18 protein-coding genes are annotated in these 20407 nt (G+C 64.2%); 7 read left to right on the top strand and 11 right to left on the bottom strand.

The window, feature by feature from the left end; translation table 11 throughout:
- Genes ACMQ11_RS11650 through ACMQ11_RS11640 form a run of 3 tightly spaced genes read left to right on the top strand, consistent with a single transcriptional unit; the run spans position 1 to position 4978 of the window.
- The gene (locus ACMQ11_RS11650) at positions 1-2868 is read left to right on the top strand and encodes a hypothetical protein (RefSeq protein WP_418992946.1); all 2868 of its coding nucleotides are present in this window, start codon (positions 1-3) and stop codon (positions 2866-2868) included.
- Positions 2869-2879: 11 nt separating this feature from the next.
- Positions 2880-3470 (top strand): hypothetical protein, encoded by a 591-nt coding sequence (locus tag ACMQ11_RS11645; protein WP_418992945.1) that lies wholly within the window; start codon positions 2880-2882, stop codon positions 3468-3470.
- On the top strand, positions 3467-4978 hold the full coding sequence (locus ACMQ11_RS11640) for a family 43 glycosylhydrolase (protein ID WP_418992944.1): 1512 nt from the start codon (positions 3467-3469) through the stop codon (positions 4976-4978). Before ACMQ11_RS11645 ends, ACMQ11_RS11640 begins: the two co-directional genes overlap by 4 nt.
- Positions 4979-4991: 13 nt before the next feature.
- Here ACMQ11_RS11640 and ACMQ11_RS11635 read toward each other — a convergent pair whose 3' ends face one another.
- Entirely contained in the window at positions 4992-5159 is a 168-nt protein-coding gene (locus tag ACMQ11_RS11635; protein ID WP_418992943.1) for a hypothetical protein, read from the bottom strand.
- 516 nt (positions 5160-5675) lie between these two features.
- Here ACMQ11_RS11635 and ACMQ11_RS11630 point away from each other — a divergent pair.
- Entirely contained in the window at positions 5676-6017 is a 342-nt protein-coding gene (locus tag ACMQ11_RS11630) for a hypothetical protein (protein WP_418992942.1), read from the top strand.
- 108 nt (positions 6018-6125) lie between these two features.
- Here the strand turns inward: ACMQ11_RS11630 and ACMQ11_RS11625 are convergent, their stop codons facing one another.
- Together ACMQ11_RS11625 and kbl are read right to left on the bottom strand one after the other, a co-directional pair.
- Positions 6126-6599 carry an Lrp/AsnC family transcriptional regulator gene (locus tag ACMQ11_RS11625; protein WP_418992941.1) on the bottom strand — a complete coding sequence of 158 codons (474 nt, stop codon included), beginning with the start codon at positions 6597-6599 and terminating at the stop codon, positions 6126-6128.
- A gap of 10 nt (positions 6600-6609) precedes the next feature.
- Entirely contained in the window at positions 6610-7797 is a 1188-nt protein-coding gene (gene kbl, locus ACMQ11_RS11620; protein WP_418992940.1) for a glycine C-acetyltransferase, read from the bottom strand.
- A 210-nt stretch (positions 7798-8007) separates the two neighbouring features.
- Here kbl and galE point away from each other — a divergent pair, with 210 nt between their 5' ends.
- The 3 genes from galE (at position 8008) to pth (ending at position 10384) form a co-directional block, all read left to right on the top strand.
- The gene (galE, locus tag ACMQ11_RS11615) at positions 8008-9036 is read left to right on the top strand and encodes a UDP-glucose 4-epimerase GalE (RefSeq protein WP_418992939.1); all 1029 of its coding nucleotides are present in this window, start codon (positions 8008-8010) and stop codon (positions 9034-9036) included.
- Positions 9037-9233: 197 nt separating this feature from the next.
- Positions 9234-9809: a 50S ribosomal protein L25/general stress protein Ctc gene (locus ACMQ11_RS11610; protein WP_418992938.1), complete on the top strand. Its 576-nt coding sequence runs from the start codon at positions 9234-9236 to the stop codon at positions 9807-9809.
- Between the two features lie 11 nt (positions 9810-9820).
- Positions 9821-10384 carry an aminoacyl-tRNA hydrolase gene (gene pth / locus ACMQ11_RS11605; protein ID WP_418992937.1) on the top strand — a complete coding sequence of 188 codons (564 nt, stop codon included), beginning with the start codon at positions 9821-9823 and terminating at the stop codon, positions 10382-10384.
- 67 nt (positions 10385-10451) lie between these two features.
- Here the strand turns inward: pth and ACMQ11_RS11600 are convergent, their stop codons facing one another.
- From ACMQ11_RS11600 to rsmH, 8 genes are all read right to left on the bottom strand, one after another.
- Positions 10452-10835: an RNA-binding S4 domain-containing protein gene (locus ACMQ11_RS11600; protein ID WP_418992936.1), complete on the bottom strand. Its 384-nt coding sequence runs from the start codon at positions 10833-10835 to the stop codon at positions 10452-10454.
- Positions 10836-10885: 50 nt separating this feature from the next.
- Positions 10886-12286 carry an FtsW/RodA/SpoVE family cell cycle protein gene (locus tag ACMQ11_RS11595; RefSeq protein ID WP_418992935.1) on the bottom strand — a complete coding sequence of 467 codons (1401 nt, stop codon included), beginning with the start codon at positions 12284-12286 and terminating at the stop codon, positions 10886-10888.
- 4 nt (positions 12287-12290) lie between these two features.
- Positions 12291-13676 carry a UDP-N-acetylmuramoyl-L-alanine--D-glutamate ligase gene (murD, locus tag ACMQ11_RS11590; RefSeq protein ID WP_418992934.1) on the bottom strand — a complete coding sequence of 462 codons (1386 nt, stop codon included), beginning with the start codon at positions 13674-13676 and terminating at the stop codon, positions 12291-12293.
- Between the two features lie 210 nt (positions 13677-13886).
- Positions 13887-15131, bottom strand: a complete 1245-nt coding sequence (gene mraY, locus ACMQ11_RS11585; protein WP_418992933.1) for a phospho-N-acetylmuramoyl-pentapeptide-transferase — start codon at positions 15129-15131, stop codon at positions 13887-13889.
- Positions 15132-15211: 80 nt separating this feature from the next.
- Positions 15212-16687 carry a UDP-N-acetylmuramoyl-L-alanyl-D-glutamate--2,6-diaminopimelate ligase gene (locus tag ACMQ11_RS11580; protein ID WP_418992932.1) on the bottom strand — a complete coding sequence of 492 codons (1476 nt, stop codon included), beginning with the start codon at positions 16685-16687 and terminating at the stop codon, positions 15212-15214.
- Entirely contained in the window at positions 16688-18937 is a 2250-nt protein-coding gene (locus ACMQ11_RS11575; protein WP_418992931.1) for a penicillin-binding protein, read from the bottom strand.
- 5 nt (positions 18938-18942) lie between these two features.
- On the bottom strand, positions 18943-19458 hold the full coding sequence (locus ACMQ11_RS11570) for an FtsL-like putative cell division protein (protein ID WP_418992930.1): 516 nt from the start codon (positions 19456-19458) through the stop codon (positions 18943-18945).
- A gap of 4 nt (positions 19459-19462) precedes the next feature.
- Positions 19463-20377: a 16S rRNA (cytosine(1402)-N(4))-methyltransferase RsmH gene (gene rsmH / locus ACMQ11_RS11565; RefSeq protein WP_418993037.1), complete on the bottom strand. Its 915-nt coding sequence runs from the start codon at positions 20375-20377 to the stop codon at positions 19463-19465.
- Between the last annotated feature and the right edge of the window lie 30 nt (positions 20378-20407).

Raw genomic sequence — 20407 nt, 5'->3', positions numbered from 1 at the left:
ATGAATCTGAAAATCCTTTCGCTCTTCCTCTTGTTGCTGCCGGCAGCCTGCTCTCACGCGCAGGAATACGTACTCGAACTGCACGGCACCACGGTCCGGATCCGCTCGGCCGACGGCGTCGTCGTGGAGTACAAACCCGAATTCACCGTATTGTCGTGCGACGAAAACCCCGATAAGCAACTGCGACGCGGCGATTTCGGCTACCGTCCGAGTGAGGGGCAGACCCAGGGGCTGCTCTACAATGTCCCTACCTGGGGCCGGCCCGACCGCTTCGTAGCCGACCCCGCGCAGCACGTTGAGGACGGCTACGACCCCGAAACGGACCGCGCCTATGGCCCGGACCGTACGGCCGACTATTTCCGGGCCGCGCCCTGCATCCGCCTCACGGCCCGCAGCGCCCGCAACGAGGGCGACCGCATCGTCTGGGAGTTCGAACCGCAGCCCCGGTTCACGCTCCGCACCACGCTCTCGGCCAGCCGCATGCCCCACGGTCTGCCAATGGTACGCATGGAGCTGACGCCGACCAGAGAGGGCTGGTACTCGGTGGGGTACACAGGGGCTCCGGCATATCCGCTCGACCAGACCGACGAGATCTGGCAGGCGCATATATGGAGCGAGAAGCGTTTTCCCAACCGGTCGTTCCTCTCCGAGGCGTTCCGTCTGTCGGTACCCGCCGTGATGGTGACGCGCCGGGGCATCACGACCGCCGTTGTGGCCGATCCGCGCTACATCCCTTTCACCGAAACCCCGCCCGACAGCCGCAGCTCGCAATTCGGCGTTACGGTCCGCAACCGCGAGGGCGACGCCCAGCCGATACTCTTCGCTCCGGTGCTGGGCAACCGAGACTCGCGGATGAGGGCGGGCGAAACTTTCGCATTCGAATTCTACCTCTACCAGCGCCGCGCCCCGCTGCTCGCCTGTTTCGAACAGATCGCCCGCGAGGTGTGCCATTTCAGCGACTTGCGCCGCAACACGGTCTGCAACCTCAACGCCACCATCGAGAACATGATCGACTACTGCCTGAGCCCCCACGCCATGTTCATCGATTCGCTGCGCGGCTGCAACTACTCGACCGACGTACCGGGTGCCGTAAAGAACATTTCGGGGCTCCATCCGCTCGAATCCGCCATCCTCACGGACGACGAGCATATCTTCCGCCGCATGGCCCGCCCGATGCTCGAATACGGACTTTCGCGCGAGCGGTTCCTCTTCTCGACCAACGACCGGGTAAAGGGGCAGGGCACCTCCAGCCGCCTGAACGGCCCCGGGGTTCCCGTGACGGACCTGCTGGCAGCCTACACCTACTCGGGCGACCGCTCGGATTACTTCCTCAGCGAAGCCCGACGGCTCTACGATGCCGGAGCCGTGCGCAGCCTGAACCTGGACTACCTCTCCTACGAGGATCGCTGGCTCAACTCGCTGGCCCTCTACTGCGCCACGGGCCGGCGGGAATACCTCGTCCGGGCGGTCCGCGACGCCGATCGCTACCTTGATGAGCGCGTGGCGCGCAGGCAGACCGATTACAGCGACCGCTTCTCGCTGGGATGGTTCTTCTGGACCTCGTTTACCAATCAGTGGATGGAGCTGCTGTGGATGTATGAACTGACGGGCCATCGGCGCTATCTGGATGCGGCGCACGAGGGGGCGCGCTACTATGCGCAGTTTTGCTGGATGACACCCGTGATCCCCGAGGGCACCGTCCGCGTCAATCGGGGCGGCGTGGTGCCCCGATACCGCCGCGATTCGACCAAGTACGTCTACATGCGCCTGCCCGAAGCGGACGTCGAGGCGTGGAAAGTGTCGGAGATCGGCCTGACGCCCGAATCCTCGGGCACGAGCGCCGGCCACCGGGCCATCTTCATGGCCCACCACGCGCCGTTCATGATGCGCATCGCGGCGCTGACAGGCGACCGCTTCCTGCACGACATCGCCCGCTCGGCCGTCGTGGGTCGCTACGCGGGATTTCCGGGATACCACATCAACGCGGGCCGTACCGATGCCTTCGAACGCGCGGATTTCGCCCTGCGCCCGCAGGCCGAGCTCAACGGCCACACCTCGATCCATTACAACCACCCCCTCTCGCACGTGGCGATGCTCTGGGACTACCTCTTTTCGGACGTCTACTACGCTTCGGGGCGGCGGATCGACTTTCCGGTCGAGTACTCCGAGGGGTATGCCTACTGCCGCAGCTTCATCTACGGCGCGCATCCGGGCACGTTCTACGGCGAAAAAGGGGTGCGGGCCTACATGCCGCGGGGGATGATCTGCTCGTCGGACGTGCAGGCCAACTACCTGGCCGCGTATGGAAACGGCAAACTCTGCGTGGCGCTGGTCAACCAGTCCGAAGAGGCCATCGAAACCACGCTCTCTTTCGACCCGGCCACCTCGTTCGTGGACCCGGCCGAAGTCTATCGTGTCCGGCTCTGGAAACAGAACCGCCCCGCCGGCAGCGCGACGCTGAGAGAGGGGCGCATCACCGTGCCCCTCGCCGGGCGGGGCATCACGGCGCTGGTGATCGAGGGGGTCGAGGTGCGGCCGCGCTTCCAGCACAAACTGCTCGCCGACTCCGGAAAGTGGCGCACGAACCACACCTCCGTCGGTTTCGAGAAGGACCGCGCCGTGGTGCTCGACTTCGGAGCGGGCCTGCGGAGCGTCTACCTATGGCACGAGGCCGACAACAGCCGTTTCGTCCGCACGCGCCTGCACTACGCCGTCGACGGCAAATGGTCTGTGACGGACAAGACGGGATACCCCTACGAATATACCGTGGAACTGCCCGACGACGCAAGCCGGTTCGAATACCGTTTCGAGGCCCTCCGCCCCGACGGCTCGGTCGCGCGGTCGGCCACGGGAACACTGCACAAATAACCTATAAAACCATGAAAAAGACACTGATCCTGCTGGCCGGCCTCCTTGCCGCCGCAGCACTCCACGCACAGAAGATTCCGAACAACGTTCGCGAGCGGCTCGACCCCATCCAGACGGTCGTAACCATCACTGAAGCGGAAAAGATGCAGTTGATCGAAGCCATCAGCGAATTCCAGACCCGCACGGCCGAAGCCCGCCGCGCCGGGGACAAGGCCGAAGCGGGCCGCATCGACAAGCGGTACCGGGCGCAGCTCGCCGAGATTCTGGGCGCGGAGCGTTACGCGGCCGTCGAGCGGGCCGAGCGGGCCGCCCGGGAGCTGCGGCTGGCCGAAAAGCGCCGGACCTCCGCCTCAAAAAGCGTCGCCCGTCGGCTCGACCCCATCCTTCGGGCCGTAACCGCAACCGATGCCGAGCGCGTGCAGCTTATCGAAGCAATCCGCGAGTTCCAGACCCGCACGGCCGAAGCCCGCCGCGCCGGGGACAAGGCCGAAGCGGTCCGCATCGACAAGCGGTACCGGGCGCGGCTCGCAGAGATTCTGGGCGCGGAGCGTTACGATGTCGTCAGAAAGGCCGAAAAAGCGGCCCGCGAGCAACAGCGATGAGAAGCGCCTGCCTGCTGGCCCTGCTCGTCTGTTGCGCTTTGACGGCATCGGCGCAGCATCGCCAGACGGGACCGCTCGCCCGAACCTTCGTCAACCCGCTGCCGCTGCCCGACTACCCGCTGGGCAACTGGACGCAGAAACCCTCCCCCTCCCCCTCGATGGACCGCTGGCTCAAGGGGCGCGTGCAGGATTTCCGCGAACTGGCCGATCCGTCGGTCCTCTTCCACAAGGGCCGGTGGATCATGTACCCCTCCGTGGCGATGGCCTATGTAAGCACGGATTTCACAAGCTGGACCCGGCACCGGATCACCCCCGAGCAGATCGGGGACGGATACGCTCCGACCGTGGCGGAACATGGCGGCAGGTTCTACCTCACGGGGTGCTTCGCACAACTGTACGTCGCCGACGACCCATTGGGACCGTTCCAGCCGTTGGGGCCCGTGCGAACGCTCGGCGGCGAGGCCATCGACGACCGGATTTTCGATCCGATGCTCTTTTCGGACGAAGGGCGTCTCTACCTCTACTACCATGTCCGGGGCAAACTGGTGGGCACGCGGCTTTGCGAGGAGGACCCGACGCGGATGGAGATCGCGCCCCGCGAGTTGGCGGCGGCCCGCACGGATCAGGAATGGGAACGCTACGGAGAGTACAACGAGGATCCGCGGCGCAGCTTTATGGAGGGGGTCTGGATGTTCCGGCACGGCGACCGCTACTACCTGACCTTCACCGGACCGGGGACCGCCAACGGGACCTATGCCTTGGGCGCCTATACGGGCGCCTCCCCGCTGGGGCCTTTCACCTACCAGGAGGCGAACCCCGTATTGCGCAAAACCACGGGCGTGGTGCCGGGCACGGGGCACGGCTGCATCGTCCGCGGACCCCGCAACACCCTCTGGGCATTCGTAACCTCGGTGGTGGGCAACTACCACGTTTTCGAGCGCCGCATCGGTCTCTATCCCGTCGGGATCGACAGCGCGGGACGGCTCTTCAGCTATCCGGCGCGCGATCTGCCGCAGCACGCTCCGGGCGTGCTGGCGCACCCCGAGCTGGGCAACGAGACCCGGTGGCTGCCCGTCAGCGTCCGCACCATCGCCCGGGCTTCGAGCTGCGAGCCGGGGCGCACGGCCGACTACGCCATCGACGACTACTGCCGCTCGTGGTGGCAGCCGTTGGCGGAAGATGCAGCTCCGACGCTTACGATCGACCTCAAAGCCACGTACGACGTGGCCGGAGTGCGTATCCTGTGGGCCGAGCCCAACCTCGACCACCGGGCGGGCATTCGGCCCGGCGCGGTGCGCTACCGGGTGCTGTATCAATCCCGCAAGGGCGGTCCGTGGCTCCCGGCGGTGGACTGCTCGGCCAACCGGACCGACCTATTGATCGACTACCGGACCTTTCGGGCCGTGCCCGCACGACGCCTGAGGCTGGAGATCGTCGGCGCGCCCCCGGGCGTACGGATCGGCGTCAGCGAGTTCACGGCGTTCGGCATGGCGCCCGAAAAGCGCTGAGCGCCAATCCGGATCAGCGCATTTGCAGGTGGAACAACGCCTTGGGACGCTCCATCGCTTGGGCATAGACCCGGCCGAAACGGTCGGTGACGGTGACGATCAGCGCCCAAGAGGGCTCCGAAGCCCGCACCCGGAACATGGTTTGCAGACACTCGGCGTTCCCCTCGGGAGTTTCCGCCACGGGTTTTCGGAAAGTGGTAGGAGATAGTGTAGAGCGGGTCTTCCAGCCGATTGCTGTTGCTCCTCTCGGTCGCGGTCGTTCAGACGACCGCGGTGCAGGAGTGCGACGCGAAATCGCCGCCATTCCCGACAAGGCGGGGGAGTCTACTACGTCTACCCGGAACGCCCGCCCTGTACACGCCCGTTCCCGAGGGCTACGCCCCGTTCAATATCAGCCATTACGGGCGCCACGGCTCCCGGTGGCTGCTCCACGACCGGGAAGACACCGATCTGCTGGACCTGTTCGACCGGGCCGTTGCCGCCGACGCTCTTTCCGCCCGACGAGCTCTACTGGCTGAGTGTGGCGACAACTATGAGTATAACGTCACGCGCGGTCCCTCGCCACTCAACCGCCGCTTTCCGCAATACGACGCCAAGGTGCTCGTCGAGGAGATGCTCGACCGGCCGACCGGGTCGTTGCAGGCGATGGACCCGCCGCCGATCTGCGCTTCGGACACGACGGCAACATCGTGGCCCTGTGCCGCTGCTCCGTTTCGAGGGTTACGACGGCCGGTACGAGGACCCGCAGCAGATCGCTGAGCGGTGGCCTGTCTTCCGTCTCTCGCCGATGGCGGCCAATATCCCGTTCGTCATCTACCGCCACGAAATGAGCGGCCGGGTGCAGGTGAAGATGTTGAACAACGTGGGCGAAACCCGCATTCCGATCCGGAGCGTTTCGGGTCCCATTACAGCTGGCCCGAGGTGCGGGCTTCTACCGTCGCGTGTGGACGAGCTGCCCGATCCCGCCCTTCGAATGAGCCATCCGGTCGGCGGGGCGCCGGAGCCGATCCGCTCGATAAGGCTGAAGAAAGCGCAGTAACTTTTTTTAAAAAAGTTACTGCGCTTTGGGTTTCCAATAAGAAAGGCAGGGGCGTTCCATTCGCCCCATTCGAGGGATGTGCGGAAATCGCCGCTTACAAATCGGGAATCACTCCTCGATAAAATCGATGTTCACCTGCCGCTGGAAAGCCTCCTGCAACGAGATGTTGGTCTCGGTGGTGGCGATGCCCTGGATGCGCAGGATGCCGTCGAAGATGGTGCGCATCAGGTGCTCGTTGTCCACGCAGTAGAGTTTGACCAGGATATTGCCCTTGCCCGTGATGAAATGCGCCTCGACGATCTCGGGAATCTCTTTGAGCTGCTCGATGGTTTGTTTGAGCAGCTGCGGGTCCTTGAGCGTGATGCTGATGTGGGCGCAGACGTCGAACCCCATCATCTTGGGGTCGACAATGAGGCGCGACCCGCGGATCACGCCCGACTCGTCGAGCTTGCGGATGCGCTGGTGGATGGCTGCGCCCGAGATGTTGCATTCGCGGGCGATCTCCAGAAAGGGCATGCGGGCGTTCTTGATAAGGAAACGGAGTATCTTGCGGTCGATGGAGTCCAGTGTGTTTTTAGCCATTTTTCGGGTATTATTTGATGACGTCGATTTTTTTTCCTACTTTCGTGAAAGCGGCGATGCAGCGGTCGAGTTGTTCGACGGTGTGGCCTGCCGAGACCTGCACGCGGATACGCGCCTGGCCCTTGGGGACCACGGGGTAGTAGAATCCCGTGACGAAGACGCCCTCGTCCTGGAGCTTGGCGGCGAACTCCTGCGAGAGGCGCGCGTCGTAGAGCATCACGGCGCAGATGGCCGACTGGGTGGGTTTGATGTCGAAGCCAGCGGAGAGCATCCCTTCGCGGAAATGGGCGACGTTGGCCACCAGGCGGTCGTGCAACTCGTGGCTCTCGGTGAGCATCCGGAACGTCTCGATCCCGGCGCCGACCACGGCGGGCGGCAGCGAGTTGGAGAAGAGGTAGGGACGCGAACGCTGGCGCAGCATCTCGATGATCTCGCGGCGGCCCGTCGTGAAGCCGCCCACGGCGCCGCCGAACGCCTTGCCCAGCGTGCCGGTCAGAATCTCCACCTGACCCCTGAGGTCATAGAGTTCGGTGATGCCGCGGCCCGTGCGGCCCAGCACACCCGCCGAGTGGCACTCGTCCACCATGACCAGGGCGTCGTACTTTTCGGCCAGCGCGCAGATTTTGTCCAGCGGCGCGGCGTTGCCGTCCATCGAAAATACGCCGTCGGTGCAGATGATGCGGAAGCGCTGTGCCTGCGCCTTTTTCAGACACTCCTCCAGGTCGTTCATGTCGGCGTTGGCGTAGCGGTAGCGCACGGCCTTGCACAAACGGACGCCGTCGATGATCGAGGCGTGGTTCAGCGCGTCGGAGATGATAGCGTCCTCCTCGGTGAAGAGCGGTTCGAAGACCCCGCCGTTGGCGTCGAAGCAGGCGGCGTAGAGGATCGTGTCCTCGGTGCCGAAATAGTCGGCGATAGCTTTTTCCAGCTCCTTGTGCAGGTCCTGGCAGCCGCAGATGAACCGCACGGACGACATGCCGTAACCGCGGGCGTCCATCGCGCGCTTCGCGGCTTCGATCAGCCGCGGATTATCCGACAGTCCCAGGTAGTTGTTGGCACAAAAATTCAGTACTTTGCGTCCGCCGACCTCGATCTCGGCCCGTTGGGGCGAGGTGATGATCCGCTCCCGCTTGTAAAGTCCCGCGGCTTCGATCTCCTGAAGCTCGTGTTGCAGGTGCGCTTTGATTTTCGTATACATATTTCGTTAATTTTTTGATGAATTTCCAGCTTGGATGTGTCAATCTGTTAGCAAATATACGATTTATTTCCGAAAACAGCCACTTTCCGCGTGATTTTTTCCGACAGGAGGTTACGATCTGTTATCCGCGCGGCGCGAACAGGCTGCGAAAAATTCGGTTAAAACCGATTTTTATCGCTATATTTGCAACTCAACATAAAAATCCGAACAATGAAAAAATCGTGTGTTTTGGTCAGCGGCGGAGCCGGTTACATCGGCTCGCATACGACCGTCGAACTCGTCGCGGCCGGTTACGACGTGGTCATCGCGGACAACTTGTCGAACAGCGACCTCTCGGCCGTCGAGGGCGTGCGCCGGATTACGGGTGCCCGGATTCCGTTCGTCGAGGTCGACTGCTGCGACCGCGAAGCGCTGCGCAAGGTCTTCGACGAGTACGCGTTCGACTCGGTGATCCATTTCGCTGCCTCGAAAGCCGTGGGCGAGTCGGTCGCAAAGCCGATGGAGTACTACCGCAACAACCTCCTTTCGTTCATGAACGTGATCGACCTGATGCGCGAATTCGGCCGGCCGAACATCGTCTTCTCCTCGTCGTGTACGGTCTACGGCGAGCCGGACAAGCAGCCCGTGACCGAACAGACGCCCCGCAAGCCCGCCGCCTCGCCCTACGGCAATACCAAGCAGATTTCGGAGGATATGCTGCGCGACGCGATTGCGGCTTGCGAGGGGCTGAAAGGGATCGCCCTGCGCTATTTCAATCCCATCGGCGCCCACCCCTCGGCCCTGATCGGCGAACTGCCGCGCGGCGTGCCGCAGAACCTGGTGCCCTACATCACGCAGACGGCCGCCGGCATCCGCGAATGCCTCTCGGTTTACGGAGACGACTACCCGACCCCCGACGGGTCGTGCATCCGCGACTACATCGACGTGGTGGACCTGGCCCGGGCCCACGTGGCCGCCATCGGCCGCATGGTCGAAAACCGGAACAAGCAGCCCTACGAGGTCTTCAATATCGGTACGGGACGCGGCGTCTCGGTGCTCGAACTGGTCCGCCGGTTCGAAGAGGTCAACGGCGTGAAACTCAACTACCGCATTGCCGATCGGCGCCCGGGCGACATCATCGCCATCTGGGCCGACCCGACCCGGGCCAACACCGAACTGGGCTGGCGGGCCGAGCGGTCGCTCGACGAGACCCTCGTTTCGGCCTGGGCGTGGGAGAAGCACCTGCGAAACAAAAATTAAAAATGAAAAATTAAGAGTTAAAAATTAGGATGGGGCTGGCTCCTCAATCCAGGTCCGACGCATTAATTTTTAATTTTTAATTCTTAATTCTTCATTTTTTCCTACCTTTGCCCCCGAAACAGGCGGAAATGGGATGCGGTCCGCAGAGGCCGCGTTGAGAACCGCCCGAGGTAACACTTATAAAACAAATTTTTACCATGAAAACAATCTCTGTAAAAGCCGTCGAGCGCAAGGAGTTCGGCAAAAAGGCAGCAAAGGCGGTCCGCCGCCAGGAGATGATCCCCTGCGTATTGTGCGGCAACGGCGAGACGGTCAGCTTCTCGGTCGACCCCCGCGAGATCAAATCCCTGATCTACACCCCTAACTCCTACATCGTCGAGCTCGATTTCGGCGGCAGGACCGAGAAAGCCGTGCTGCGCGAAGCGCAGTTCCACCCCATCCGCGAGCAGATCCTGCACCTCGATTTCTTCCGGGTTGTCGACGGAAAACCCGTTTCGATCGCCATTCCGGTACGCCTTTCGGGGAACGCCGAGGGTGTGAAAGTCGGCGGCAAGCTGACCCTTTCGGCACGTAAACTGACCGTGAGCGCGCTGGCCGAGAACCTGCCCGACGAACTGGTCGTCGACGTGACCGAGTTGGGTGTCGGCAAGACCATTTTCGTAGGCGATCTCCAGTTCGAAAACCTCAAATTCATCACGCCGGCTACGACGGCCGTCTGCGCCGTCCGTGTGACCCGTGCTTCGCGCGGCGCCGCCGACGCTGCCGCCAAATAAACGAGCGACGTATGAAATACCTCATTGTTGGTCTGGGCAACATCGGCACCGAATACGCCGGGACCCGACACAACATCGGATTCGCCGTGTTGGACGCCTTGGCAGAGGCGTCCAACACTGTTTTTACCACGGTCCGTTACGGCGACGTGGCCCAGCTGAAATACAAGGGACGCACGCTCGTGCTGCTCAAGCCTTCGACCTACATGAATCTGTCGGGGAAAGCCGTGCGCTACTGGATGGAGGCGGAGAAGATCCCGCACGAAAACCTGCTCGTCGTCTCGGACGACATCGCCCTGCCGTTCGGCACACTGCGCCTCAGGCCCAAAGGGAGCGCCGGGGGACACAACGGGCTGAAGAGTATCACGGAACTGCTCTCGACCGAGGAATACGCGCGTCTGCGTTTCGGCATCGGCGGCGACTTTCCCAAAGGGCATCAGGTCGAGTACGTCCTGGGCCGCTGGTCGGACGAGGAGCTGCGGGCCTTGCCCGAACGGCTCACGCTTTTCGGCGATGCCATCCGGTCGTTCGTCGCCATAGGCTGCGAGCGGACGATGAATTTCTTCAATAAAAAATAAGCGGCGGCAAAAGCCCTTGAGAACCGCGACACGGCGGAAATTGTGCGTTCGCTATCCCTAAAAATATTCAGTCGCGCAACTCCTCCATCATCTCGTCCAGCACGCGGCGCTCTTTCTTGGTGGGGCGGCCCGTGCCGCGGTCGCGCAGGATGAAGAGCGTTTCGCGCGGGACGTTGAGTTTGTCCAGCTCCTCCTGCGGGGTGATGTCGAGGCAGTAGAGGGGGACGTTCTTGGCCGGCTGGCGGCTCGAAACCAGTTCGAGCACCCGGTAGGAGTAGGTCACCTGCTGGCGGCGCACCGCGATCCGGTCGCCGATCCGCACCTCGCGCGAGGGTTTGACCGTGGCGTCGTTCACCGTCACCTTGTTGTTGCGGATGGCCTCCGCGGCGTCGCTGCGGGTCTTGAAAACCCGCACGGCCCAAAGGTATTTGTCCAGTCGAATGGGGTCCATGCAATTCAAATTTATATTTTCTGATTATTCGGACACGCTTCGTGCCGCGATCACCGCTCATAGAGCGTCTCGCCGCGGGGCCGTTCGTGCGACTGCTCGTCGTTCTGGCGGCTAACGCTGAGGATCATCCCCAGGGCGATGGTCGTGAAGAGCACCGACGAGCCGCCGCGCGAAATGAGCGGCAGGGTCTGGCCCGTCTCGGGAATGAGATTCACCGTGACCATGATATGCAGCAGGGCCTGGCACGTGATGAGCAGTGCCAACCCCAGCACCAGCAGCCCCGGAAAGGCCGTCCCGCAGCGCCGGAATATCTCGATGGCCCGGAAGAAGATCCAGAGGTAGAGCATCAGCAGCGCCACGGAGAGAATAATGCCGTACTCCTCGACGAAAAAGGCGTAGGCATAGTCGCTCTCGGGATGGATCATCTCCACGCGCATGGCGCTCTGTCCGGCCCCCTGGCCGAGGATGCCGCCGTTGTAGATGGCGATCATCGACCGCTCGGTGTCCGTAAGGTGCTCGATGGGTTTTTCGGTCTGCGAGCGGGTCCAGAGGTGTATCCAGGTCGAGACGCGCCCCTCGGCGGTCTCGCTGCGGCCCAGGTTGAGGGTCATGATGACGACGATACCCGCGGCGGCCAGTCCGAGGAGCTTCAGCAGTTCGCCGAAGCGCACCCGCCCGATGAGCATCATCACCCACGAAGCCAGAAAGACCAGCACGGCCGAGGAGGTGTGCGCCGGGAAGATCACCGCACACGCCGCGACGACGGGCATCAGGATGGGCCACGTGCCCTCGCGCCAGATCTTGCGCTGGGCGGCCGAGCGGCGCCAGCTCCAGAACTTCAGCGAGGGGACGATGCGTATCTTGTCGATCCGCGACTGCCGCGCGGCCAGCTGCTGGGCCAGAAAGAGCACCGTGGCGACCTTGAGCGCCTCGGAGGGCTGGAACTGGAATGGACCGAGCGGAATCCAGCGCGCCGCTCCGTTGGTCGTGGCGCCGATGAAATAGACTGCCACGGTGGCGAGCACCGAGAGGAGGTAGACGGGCCGGGCGAAATAGTTGTATATGCGGCAGTCGATCTTCTGCACGGCGACCATGATGACGAGGCTCACCACGAGGATCATCACCTGCTGGCGCAGGAAATGGGCCGTCGTGCGGGCCGTGTGGGCGTCGTAGGCCATCTTGGCCGTCGAGGAGTAGACCACCAGCACCGAGATCACGGCCAGTGCGGTGATGATGATCCACAGCACGCGGTCGCCGTTGAACAGACGCAGGCGGGGTTTTTCCGGGTTGTTTTCGCTGCCGGAATCGCTCCCGGAGTCGCCGGACTCCCCGTTTGCCTCGCCTCCCGTAAAGGGGTCGGCCTCCCGCCGTCGCGCCGTCGCGGCGTCGCGTGCCGTTCGGGCCGCCTGGTCGTCTTCGCCATATGCTGCGTATTGTTCGTCCCGCTCCATGGTCCTATGCGTTTTCCATCACCCAGCGGCGGAACTGCTCGCCGCGCTCCTCGTAGTTGCGGAAGAGGTCGAAACTGGCGCAGGCGGGCGAGAGCAGCACGGCGTCGCCCGGCCGCGCCGCCGAACGGGCCGCCGCGAGGGCCTCGTCGAGCGAGCCGGTCGAGACGACCTCGGGCACCACGCCCGAGAACTCGCGCACCAGCTTGGCGTTGTCCACACCCATGCAGACGAGCGTGTGGACTTTCTGGCGGGCAAACGCTTTCAGCGGGCCGTAGTCGTTGCCCTTGTCCGTACCTCCGGCGATCCAAACCACGGGGCGTTTCATGCTTTCGAGGGCGTACCACACCGAATCGACGTTGGTGGCTTTCGAGTCGTTGATCCACACGACGCCGTGCTTCTCGGCCACCGGTTCGAGCCGGTGCGCGACGGGTGCGAAAGCGTAGAGCGAGCGGCGGATCTGGTCGGGGTCGACTCCCGCCGCAAGGGCCGCCAGCGCAGCCGCCATGGCGTTGTAGGCGTTGTGCAAGCCGCCGACCCGCATCTTTGCGGTGTCGATCTCGACGGACGCCTTGCCCGCCGAGGCGGTGAAGACGCCGTCCATGAGGAATGCGTCGCCCTCCGAGCCGGCCACGGCGTTCCGGGCTGCGAATGGCAGCAGGCGGGCCCTGAGGTCGTATTTCGGCAGCTGCTCCCAGATCGCCTCGTCGTCGCCCGAGCAGATGAACCAGTCGCGCGAGGTCTGGTTCTGCGTAATGCGCATTTTGGCCGCCGCATAGTTGGCAAACGAATGGTCGTAGCGGTCGAGGTGGTCGGGGGTGATGTTCGTCAAAACGCCGATGTGCGCACGGAAACGGTACATGCCGTCCAGCTGAAACGAACTCAGCTCCAGCACGTACCAGTCGTAGTTGCCCGTGGCCACCGACCAGGCGAAGCTCTCGCCGATATTCCCCCCGAGGGCGACGTTGTAGCCCGCTTCGGAAAGGATGCGGTGGATCATCGAGGTCGTTGTCGTCTTGCCGTTCGATCCGGTGATGCAGATACATTTGGCCCGGCCCATGTAGCGGCCCGCGAACTCGATCTCCGAAATCACCGGAATGCCTCGCTCGCGGATGGCCCGCACCACGGGCGCCGTTTCGGGAATGCCGGGCGACTTGACCACCTCCGCGGCCGCGAGGATGCGCTCCATCGAGTGGCCGCCCTCCTCGTAGGGCACCTGCCACTCGTCGAGCCGCTCGCGGTAGCGGTCGGCGATGCGGCCGCTGTCCGAAAGCAGGACGTCGAAGCCCTCCTTGCGGGCCAGGATCGCCGAGCCGTAGCCGCTGATTCCGCCGCCCAGCACGACGATGAGTTTGTTCCGCCGCCGGGGGCGGACCGAGGATTCACAATTCATAATGCACAATTCAAAATTCTTAATTTTCCGAAGCAGTCCGTGCTGCTTATCACATTCCGCCTTTTTGCAGGCCACTGACAGCGGCAGGCGTAAGACGCCCGTTCTGAGGGCGGCAGACGGTCTTTCCGCTTTCAAGCCGGTTGTGCGCTCTCGATTTTACACTCCTCCGCCCTGGGTGGCCGGACTGCCGCCGCCCGAGGGCGACGTATTTTAGCGTATCTTGAGCGTTACGAGCGTAATGGCCGCCAGCAGCAGCGAGATGATCCAGAAGCGGGAGACGATCTTGGTTTCGAACAGCCCTTTCTTCTGATAGTGGTGGTGCATGGGCGACATCAGGAGGATGCGCCGGCCCTCGCCGTAGCGGCGTTTGGTGTATTTGAACCAGCTCACTTGCAGCATCACCGAGCAGCTTTCGACCAGAAAAACCCCGCACAGCAGCGGCAGCAGCAGCTCCTTGCGGATGCAGAGCGCGAAGACGGCGATGATGCCCCCGATCGAGAGCGACCCCGTGTCGCCCATGAATATCTGCGCCGGAAAGGAGTTGTACCACAGAAAGCCCACCAGCGCACCCACGAGCGCGGCGGCGAAGACCACCAGTTCGCCGCTCAGCGGGATGTACATGATGTTGAGGTAGTCGGCGTAGACGATATGTCCCGAGAGGTAGGCCAGGGCGCCCAGCACCGCGACGATCGGCACCGAGACCCCCGTGGCCAGGCCGTCGAGGCCGTCCGTGAGGTTGGCGCCGTTCGATACGGCCGTTACGACCAGAATCGCCACCACGACGTAGAGCAGCCACGTCAGCGGCGTGTTTCCGCCCGTGAGCCAGCCGTAGTCGAACTCGTTGTCCTTGATGAACGGAATGGTGGTCTGGGTTGTCTTGACCGCCTCGGAGCTGAGCAGCACGTTGCGCTGGACGCGTTCGACGACGGTGCCGTCCGCATCGACATACTGCGTCTCGACGGGGCGTGTCGATTTCTCGCGCACCACGATGTCGGGCGAGAGCCACATGGTCGTGCCGACGATAATGCCCAGACCGACCTGTCCGACGATCTTGAAACGCCCCTTGAGCCCCTCTTTCCGGTGTCGGAACACCTTGATGTAGTCGTCCAGCCCGCCGATGAGCCCCAGCCACACGGTCGAGACGAGCATCAGCTGGACGTAGACGTTGTCCAGCCGCCCGAACAGGAGCGTGGGGACCAGAATAGCCAGCAGGATGATGACCCCGCCCATGGTCGGCGTGCCGCGCTTGCAGAGCTGGCCGTCGAGCCCCAGGTCGCGGATCTCCTCGCCGATCTGCCGGCGGCGCAGAAAGTCGATGATCGGGCGGCCGAAGATGATGACGATCAACAGGGCCAGGATGATGGCCGCCGCCGCGCGGAACGAAATATACTGGAACATGCCCGAGCCGGGCAGGTCGTAGGCCTCGTCGAGGTAGCGGAAAAGATGGTACAGCATAAGTTAATTAAGAATTAAGAATTAAAAATTAAGAATTCGGGGCATTCAGATTTGGGGTGATTATACGTATTTCACCATTTTTAATTCTTGATTTTTAATTTTTCATGGCGGAATTCGAAATTTTTTCGGACCTCCTCCCTGTCGTCGAAATGCTGTTTCTCGTCCCCGACGATCTGGTAGGTTTCGTGTCCCTTGCCGGCCACGAGCAGCAGGTCGCCCGGGCGGGCCAGCATCACGGCCGTGCGGATCGCCTCGGCGCGGTCGGCGATCCTGAGGCACCGCGCCGCGGGGTCCAGCCCCGCGGTCATCTCGTCGAGGATCGCCTCGGGGGATTCGTGGCGGGGGTTGTCCGCCGTGAAGATCGCCGTTGAGGCGTACCGGACGGCGATGGCGGCCATTTCGGGGCGCTTGGTGCGGTCGCGGTTGCCGCCGCAGCCGCACACGACCACGAGCTGCCGGGACGGGGTGCGCAGCTCTTCGATGGTCCGCAGCACGTTCTCCAGCGCGTCGGGCGTGTGGGCGTAGTCGACCACGGCTGTCGTGCCGTCGGCGGCGCGGATCACCTCGAACCGCCCGCTCACGGGACGCAGCGTGCTCATCAGACGCAGCACCTCGCGGCGGTCGAGCCCCAGCAGCACGGCGGCTCCGTAGACGGAGAGCAGGTTGGCGGCGTTGAACCGTCCGGTGAGCGGGACCCACACCTCGTCCTGCCCGATGCGCAGCAGCATCCCGTCGAGGTGCGTCTCTACGATCCGGCAGCGGAAATCGGCCGGGGCCCGCAGCGAGCAGGTGCTCACCTCGGCCGCGGTGTTCTGCACCATCACCCGGCCGTTGCGGTCGTCGATGTTCACCAGCGCGAACGCCGTCGGGGGCAGGGCGTCGAAAAAGCGCTTCTTGGCCCGGAGGTACTCGGCGAAGGTCTTGTGGTAGTCGAGGTGGTCGTGCGTGAGGTTGGTGAAGATGCCGCCCGCGAAGCGGAGCCCCCGGATGCGGTCCTGGGCGATGGCGTGCGACGAGCACTCCATGAAGCAATAGGCGCACCCGGCGTCGGCCATTTCGCGCAGCAGGGCGTTGAGCCGGATCGGATCGGGGGTGGTGTGCGTGGCTTCCTCTTCGCGGCCGTCGACGAGGTAGACCACCGTTGAGATCAGCCCGGCCCGGTAGCCCAGCGCGCGCACCAGGTCGTAGAGGAGCGTGGCGGTGGTGGTCTTGCCGTTGGTGCCCGTCACGCCCACGAGCTTCAGCTCGCGGGAGGGGTGGTCGTAGAAAGCCGCCGAAAGGTCGGCCAGCGCGGCGTGGCTGTCGGGCACGACGACATAGGCCACGCCGGGCCGCAGCGCTGCGGGCAGTTCCTCGCAGACCACGGCCGCGGCGCCCCGGTCGAGGGCCGCGGGGATGAAGCGGTGGCCGTCGGCCGCCGTGCCTCGCACAGCGAAGAAGCATGTTCCGGGTCCCGCCGTGCGCGAATCGAACGTGAGCGCCGTGACCGGCACGTCGGCCGGCCCGTGCAACTCCCCGCAGGGGGTATTTTCCAAAAGTCGGGAAAGCGTTTTCATCTATCTGAGTGTTATCGTGACCGCCGAGCCCGGCGCGATGCGCGTTCCGGCGGCGATGCTTTGTTGTACGACGGCCCCCTGGCCCGTAAAGCGGACCGCGAGGCCGTGGCTTTCGAGCACGAAGAGGGCATCCTTGAGGCCCATGCCCCGTACGTCGGGCATCGTGCCCGGTTCGTCCGCGAGACCCGCTATCTCGACCCGCGAGAGGCTGTCCACCCGCGTGCGGCCCCAGCCCGTGCGGCGGTCGAACGAGACGCGGGGCGAGAGCCGGTCGGCCACGCGGCGCACCTGGGCGATGGCACCGCCCTTGATGCGGTCGGGGTAGCGGCGCGGGCCGTCGGTCTCGACGCGGCCGTACCAGTCGTGGCTGCGGGCGTAGATGTAGTCGACCAGGCGTTTGACCACGGGCCCGGCGAGCGGCCCGCCGTAGTAGGCCTTTCCGGGCTGCGCGCGGGTTTCGATCGAGGTCAGAACGGTGTAGCGCGGATTGTCGGCCGGGAAATAGGCCGCCATCGAACCCAGGTAGCGCCCTTTTTCGCCCGAGGTGATCTGCGCCGTGCCGGTCTTGGCCGCAACCCGCAGGCGCAGCGTGTCGCGGAAAAAGGCGCTTGCCGTTCCCGTCGAAGCCACCGCTTCGAGGCAGCGCCGCACCTCCTCGAGCGTCGACCGCGAGCAGATCGAACTTTTAAGCGTCTCGCATTCGAATCGCTCCTCGACCTCGTCGCCGCGTCTGAGCTCGCGCACCAGCACCGGAGAGATCATCCGCCCGCCGTTGGCGATTGCGTTGTAAAAGGTAATCATCTGGATCGGCGCCAGCTGCACGCGGTAGCCGTAAGCCATCTTGACGAGCATCACACCCGGGTCGGGAACTTTCCAGTCCGTGGTGATCGACGGTGCGCGTTCGCCCAGCTGCTCCAGCCCGACGGTCTGGCCCAGCCGCAGCTCGTTGTGCAAAAAATCGCTGTATTGCTGTTTTTTGCCCGTGATCCCGTAGCGGTCCCAGACCGCCTTGGCAAAGTAGACGTTCGACGACGAAGCCACGGCGCGGCGGAAATCGATCACTTTGTCCCCGCGGTGCGAGTCGCGGATATTGCGGGCCGGACCGACCGTCACCGGGTCGCCGTTGTGGGTGTCGTAGGTCACCTCGGGCGACATGCCGGCGTCGTCCAAAAGCGCCAGCATCGTGGCCAGCTTGAACGTCGATCCCGGCTCCATGCTGCGCCCCAAGGCGTAGTTCTCGCGCTCGATGTAGCTGCCGTCGGCCGTGCGGCCCAAATTGACCAAAGCCAGAATCTCGCCCGTCGCAACCTCCATGACGATCGTGGTGCCCCACGTGGCGTTTTGGGCCGCCAGCTGGCGGCGGAGCGCCTTGTCGGCGACGTCCTGCAAGTCCAGATCGAGGGTCGTGACCACGTTCAGCCCGTCCACGGGGTCCTCGTGGCCCCCCGCTACGCGGCCGTAGAAGCCGCGGGCGATGCGCTGGCGGACCGCCTTGCCGTCGCGTCCGGCCAGCTCGTCGCGGTAGGCCGCCTCGATGCCGTAGTTGCCCCGGTCGCCCGTCAGCCCGATCGTGCGGCGGCCCAGTTCGCCCTGGGGGTAGATGCGCTGGTCGCGCTCCGAGAGGCGGTAGACCATGCCCATGTTCCAGTTCAGCAGCGGGTAGCGGCGCAGCGTCTCCCACTCGGCGTAATCCACCTCGCGGGGGAAGATCCCGACGGGCGTGTGGTCGCGGATGGTGTCGTAGATGCGGCGCGTGGTGAACTCCTCGCCCCGCAGGCGGTCCATCAGGCGCGGGAACCACCCCTCGGAGTTGCGCAGCGTGGTGTCGCGCGGGTTGACCAGGCGGTAGCGGCGCGCGTGCTCCTGCCGCATGCGGCGGCTGTATTCCGAGGCGGGGCGGTCGCCGAAGAACGCCGCCAGCAATTTGGCGAGTGAGTCGGCCTGCTCGTGGAAAGTCTTCAGGGAGTCGAGCCCCGGCGCGGCGAAATCGAACAGGGGCTGGTAGCGGAAGATCGAGGCGGCCAGCGGTTCGCCTCCGCGCGCGAGGATGCTGCCCCGCTGGGCGGGTATGACCTCCTCGGTGAAGATGCGGCTTTCGAGCCGCCGGGCGTTGTAGGCTACCTCCGAACTGAAGAGCTGCACCCACACCAGCCGTGCCAGCACGACGGCGGCGGCCAGGAAGAAGAGCACGTAGAGCAGCCTCACGCGCAGCAGAATATCGCTTTTGATCTTCGAACGCTCTCGTTTCATGACGCTTAGTTTTCGATCACCTCGCCCGGCGCGAGCGGGTCGTAGAGTTCGATGCCGCGGCGGCGCAGCTCCTCCAGGACGGCCGAGTGGGTCGTGCGGCGGTAGCGCTGCTGCTCGAGCCGGATCGACCGTTCGCGCAGCTTCTGCACCTCGCGCTCGAGGCGCGTGTAGCGCATGTCGAGGTGCAGGGCCCAGAACATCACCACGATGCTCAGAAAGAACATGCCCGCGATGGTAAGCATATAGGGGTAGTAGCGCGACACGCCCTCGCGCACGAGGATCGTGCCCGAGACGAGCTGCCACAGCGTGCTCGACCGGCGGCGGCGTTCGCGCCGCGCGCGCTCCTCGGCTTCGGCCCGCTCCTCGGCCTCGCGTTCCAGATCGTCGCGGATCTCCTCGTCGGCCTCGCCCCGCTCGATGCGCAGCACCTCGCGCCGCACGCGGCGCGAGAACTCCTCCTCCTCGCGGCGGCGCGTCTCCTCTTCGGGGGTCAGGGGGTCGAATTCGTGGTCTCGGAGCATGCAGTTACAGTTTTACGGCAGCCCGGAGTTTGGCCGAGCGCGAACGGGGGTTACGCTCGAGCTCTTCGGGCGAGGGGACCACGGCCTTGCGGGTCAGCAGTTCGAAAGGCGTCTGGGACCGGCCGTAGAAATCCTTTTCGACCCGACCCGAGAAATTGCCGCTACGCAGGAAATTCTTGACCAGCCGGTCTTCGAGCGAGTGGTAGGAGATCACCACCAGCCGCCCGCCGGGTTTGAGAACTTTTAGGCTCTGCTCCAGCGCCATCTTGAGCGCCTCCATCTCGCCGTTGACCTCGATGCGCAGGGCCTGGAAGAGCTTGGTCAGGAATTTGGCCTCGTCCTTTTTCGGGGTGCAGGGCGCGACGGCCTCGACCAGCCGGACCGTGGTGTCGATCGGGGCGGCCTGGCGGGCGCGGACGATGCAGTTGGCCGCTTTCCACGGCGTATCGACCTCGCCCCAGTCGCCCAAAATGCGGGTCAGTTCGTCGGCCGGGTAGCCGTTCACCACCTCGGCGGCCGTCACGCGGCCCCGCTGGTTCATGCGCATGTCGAGCGGGGCGTCGCCGCGGAACGAGAATCCCCGTTCTACGGTGTCGAAATGGTGTGACGAGACGCCCAGGTCGGCCAGTATGCCGTCCACCTCCTCGACGCCCCGGAGGCGCAGCGCACCCCTGAGAAAGCGGAAATTGCTCTCCACGAAGACGAAGCGCGCGTCGTCGGGCCGGTTGGCCAGGGCGTCGGGGTCCTGATCGAAGCCGAAGAGCCGCCCTTCGGGTCCCAGGGACGCGAGGATGCGGCGCGAGTGGCCCCCGCCGCCGAACGTAAGGTCGGCGTAGGTGCCCGCGGGGTCGATACCGAGCAGCCCCACAGACTCTTCCAGCAGTACGGGCGTATGGTATGCGGTAGGATTTTGTGTCATATTCATTGCGGACAAGGGCCGATTTGGGGG

The organism is Alistipes sp. (assembly GCF_048465575.1).
Taxonomy (GTDB): Bacteria; Bacteroidota; Bacteroidia; order Bacteroidales; family Rikenellaceae; genus Alistipes.
Note: the sequence above shows the minus strand (reverse complement) of the source record. Positions and strands in the feature narration are given on the sequence as shown.